Below are 3727 nucleotides of genomic sequence, written 5' to 3'. Positions count from 1 at the left end.
ACACCGGCAGAATCTGGTTTCGGATTCTGCTAACGTCATTCTGTAAGAATGACGCCCAGACACCCCTGCCAAAAGGAGCGCCTCTCAGAAGAGGCGGGGCCCCTCAGAAGGGGCGGGATCCCTCTGGACTCCCCTTTTTCAGTCCCTGTTAGAGTAATAGTTCCATTTGAGAGCAGGGTAATAATGCAGGGCAAACGAAGTTTGTATTAAGAAAACTTACCCTCACTGCAGGGAGGGGCGTTGGGTAGTGGCCATGACACCTCACTCTGTTGTGTCACCCTTTTGTCTGAACAAGGGCATGTTATCGGGTAAAGGCGGGCCCCACTCTGTGATGTGGCTCGATAGTATGTCCGCTATTGCTGCTTCGAGTACCCTCCGGCGTGGGCGGACTATATCGAGTAGTGGTGGCAGGGAGCGTTCCTCGAACTGGCGCAGGAAGGGGCATTCGTTGCGGAGTGTGGCAAAGGTAGTCCAGGCGCCACCGTATACGAAAAAGTCCAACTGCCTGATGTAGGGTTCTATCTGCTGCCGGGCATGCCCGCAGACCCGCTCAAGGAAGACGTCGACCTGTTTTTCCCGGTGCCGCTCGAACCGGCGCTGGGATGAACCTCCCTTTCGGTGTCGGCCGTGGACGAGGCCGGTGCCGGTCTTGCTGGTGAGCAGACTCTCCCCCTGCCAGACACCGATGGCAAAGGCGCCGAGGCGTACCAGTACCAGGGCAATCGTGAAATCGTGCTCCAGTAGCAGACGTAGCGGCTCAATATCGCCACCGGGTGCGATGTATTGCTCCGTGAGCGGGAATGGTGGCCGGATGAGGAGCTTTCGTGACGGTCCCCAGAAGATGGCGGCTCCTGTCCGGGAACCGGCAGCGCGGTCTACCATGTCGGCAGGGATAGCCACACCCGGAAGCGCTCTGCCGAGCAGGTCGTTGATATGAACTGCGGACAACTCCGGTGTCAGAAAGACAGATGTTACCGCGTTACCCGTCGTTTCCAGTTCTCCGAGCAGGCGGAGTGTCTTCGGTCGACTGAGGTGGAACTGTCGGGAAGTCAGTGTCTCCGTGGTAATTCGCCTCCCTGTTACAACTGAGCGATGGTTGCCCCGTTACCGCCCTCGCCCCTCTCGCCGGGGCGGAAAGACCTGACCAGTGGGTGGGAGTTGAGCATATCCCTGACGATATTACGAAGTGTACCGGTACCGCTACCATGTACGATACGTACCTGGGTGAGTCCGGCAACGACGGCGGCATCAAGGTAATTGTTTACCTCCCACTCCGCTTCGTCGGCGCGTTTCCCGAGAAGGTGAAGCTCCAGGGGGACGGAATGCGTCCGCGGCATGCTGATTGCCCCTGGTGCGCCTACGCTGTTGCTGACTGGCTGTCCTGTCATCCTGGTTACCCCGTCAAGACTCAGCCTGATTCTGGTTAGCCCTGACTGCACCTCAATCTGCTGCGTTTTCTCCGAAATAGAGAGTACCGTGGCCGATACGTTGGCCTCCCTGAGCCAGACGGTATCGCCGGGGGTTATACTTTCCTGCTCGTCCGGACCCCCGGTCTCGCTGTCAGCTCTGGGCTGCCAGACCTCGCCCCTCAGTTTTTCGCGGGCTGCGGATAAAGCCTGCCGACTTTGCTCGATAGTCTCCCTGTTCCTCTCCTTGCGTAGCTGTGCCGCGGCCTGACGGATTTCCTTCTGCAACTCCGCCGCTTCCCGTACGACCCTATCCCGTGCTTCCTGGATGATGGCCCGCTCATCTGCACTCAACCGCTTGAGCCGGCTCTCCAGTTCAGTGTTTTGCTGCTCTGCCTTCTCTTTCAGTTGCTCCGCTTCGGTGGAGATGCTCCGTGCCTTATTTTTCTCTGCGGTCAGTTCAGTAATTAGTGTCTCCATCTCCCGGGTTCCTCCGGCCAGCATACCCCGGGCTTCTTCGATGATGTCTGGCGGCAGACCGAGCCGTGCCGGCGTTGCCAGGGCATTGCTGCCACCGGGTATGCCTGTGGTCAGGTGATACGTGGGGGTCAGGGTGACTGCGTCGAAGTCCAGTGAAGCGTTCTGCAGACCCGGAGTCGTGTGCGCGAACGCTTTAAGGTCGCTATAGTGTGTCGTGGCTACCGCTATCGTACCCCGTGACAGGAAGTGGCGCAGGATTGCCCGTGCCAGGGCTGAGCCCTGCGCAGGGTCGGTACTGGTACCCAGTTCATCAAGGAGCACCAGGCTATGGTTTGTGGCGCTGCCGATGATGCGAATGATATTGCCCATGTGCCAGCTGAATGTGGAGAGTGTTTGCTCGATACTCTGCTCGTCACCGATATCAACGAACACTCCGTCGAAGATAGGAAGACAGGTCTCCTCTGAGGCGGGGATTGGCAGACCGGCCTGTGTCATCAGGCTGAGGAGGCCGATAGTCTTCAGCGCCACTGTCTTGCCGCCCGTGTTGGGACCGGTAATCACCAGTATGGAGAAGTCACGACCCATCTCCAGAGAGAGCGGTACTGCCTTGTCGCCGAGCAGGGGATGCCTGGCCTCCACCAGCCGGAGCACCCGGCTCCGTATTGCTGTCCGGGCTTCGTCCTCAAGCTCAATGAGCCTGGCTTCACTGCATCTGTTCCTCCGGGCGTATCTGGCTTTGGCCAGTACAAAGTCAATATTGGCAGCAAGGGCAATATTGTTACTGATATCTTCGGCATGGCTACCAACCTTCTCACTGAGGATGCGGAGGATTCGTTCGGTTTCTCGTTGCTCCTCCACGATGAGCTCACGCAGTTCATTGCCCACCTCCACCGCCGTCCATGGCTCAATGAAGACCGTGGCCCCGGTATTGGAGACATCGTGTACAATACCTCTGATATCCCTTCGGGATTCGACCTTTATCGGGATAACATATCTGCCTTCACGCTCGGTGATAATGGGTTCCTGGACTATCCTGCGACCCCGGGCCGACTTGATGATGCCTTCCAGACGTTCTCGCAGAGTCTGACGGGTGTTCCTTAGTTGTCTGCGGATGGCGGCCAACTGCGGTGAGGCTGAGTCCAGCACCTCACCATCTGGTGAGAGGCATTTACTGATATCGTCTTCAAGCTGGCGCATCTGGACAATACCACTGGTCATATCCCAGAGCAACGGGAACTCATCGGACAGGTGACTGATTCCGCTGCGCAGTCGGCGTACTGTGGCCAGGGTCAGGCAGGTATTGATAATGACCTGCGGCTCGAGGACCTTACCCCGTGCTGCTATGTTAACCTCTGCCCGGGTATCGACGACCTCTCCCACGGCGAAGTCTGGCTCTACCGTCAGGAACTGGCGTGCTTCGGCAGACTGCCGGAGAAGGAGAGAAATATGCTCATGGTCCGTGAAGCATTGGAGGCTGATGGCCAGCTCACGACTTGCCGGGAAGGATGTGAATCCGGCAAGAATTTCCCGGATTCGGTGGAACTCCAGCATCTCAAGACTTTTCTTATCCATAATAGTGTTCTCTGAGCGGTCCGTGGTCATATTGTAGCATGTTAACACGATAGTCTGCGTAAGCACAGGAGGAGAGGGGTGTGGGGAATTGACGGTGGAAGCTGGGAAGGGCTATAATGCAAACTGATTGTTACTTACGTGATGCAGTGATAGTAGGAGTCTGGGAACCAGTTTATCCACTGCATTTTCGAGGGCCGTTAGCTCAGTTGGCAGAGCACCTGACTTTTAATCAGGGTGTCGCAGGTTCGAGCCCTGCACGGCCTACACTC

The 3727-nt window shown here is 57.4% G+C and carries 2 protein-coding genes and 1 tRNA gene; 1 reads left to right on the top strand and 2 read right to left on the bottom strand.

Annotated features, from left to right (window positions below; genetic code table 11):
* Positions 1–261: 261 nt before the first annotated feature.
* Positions 262–948, bottom strand: coding sequence for a Vms1/Ankzf1 family peptidyl-tRNA hydrolase (locus tag VMW13_10975; GenBank protein ID HUV45335.1), 687 nt, complete (start codon positions 946–948; stop codon positions 262–264).
* A gap of 131 nt (positions 949–1079) precedes the next feature.
* Positions 1080–3458, bottom strand: a complete 2379-nt coding sequence (locus VMW13_10970) for an endonuclease MutS2 (GenBank protein ID HUV45334.1) — start codon at positions 3456–3458, stop codon at positions 1080–1082.
* Positions 3459–3649: 191 nt separating this feature from the next.
* Between VMW13_10970 and VMW13_10965 the strand changes: the two genes are divergently transcribed.
* A tRNA-Lys gene (locus VMW13_10965) sits at positions 3650–3722 on the top strand.
* The last annotated feature ends 5 nt before the right edge of the window (positions 3723–3727 follow it).

This window comes from Dehalococcoidales bacterium (genome assembly GCA_035529395.1).
GTDB lineage: Bacteria > Chloroflexota > Dehalococcoidia > Dehalococcoidales > Fen-1064 > DUES01.
Note: the sequence above shows the minus strand (reverse complement) of the source record. Positions and strands in the feature narration are given on the sequence as shown.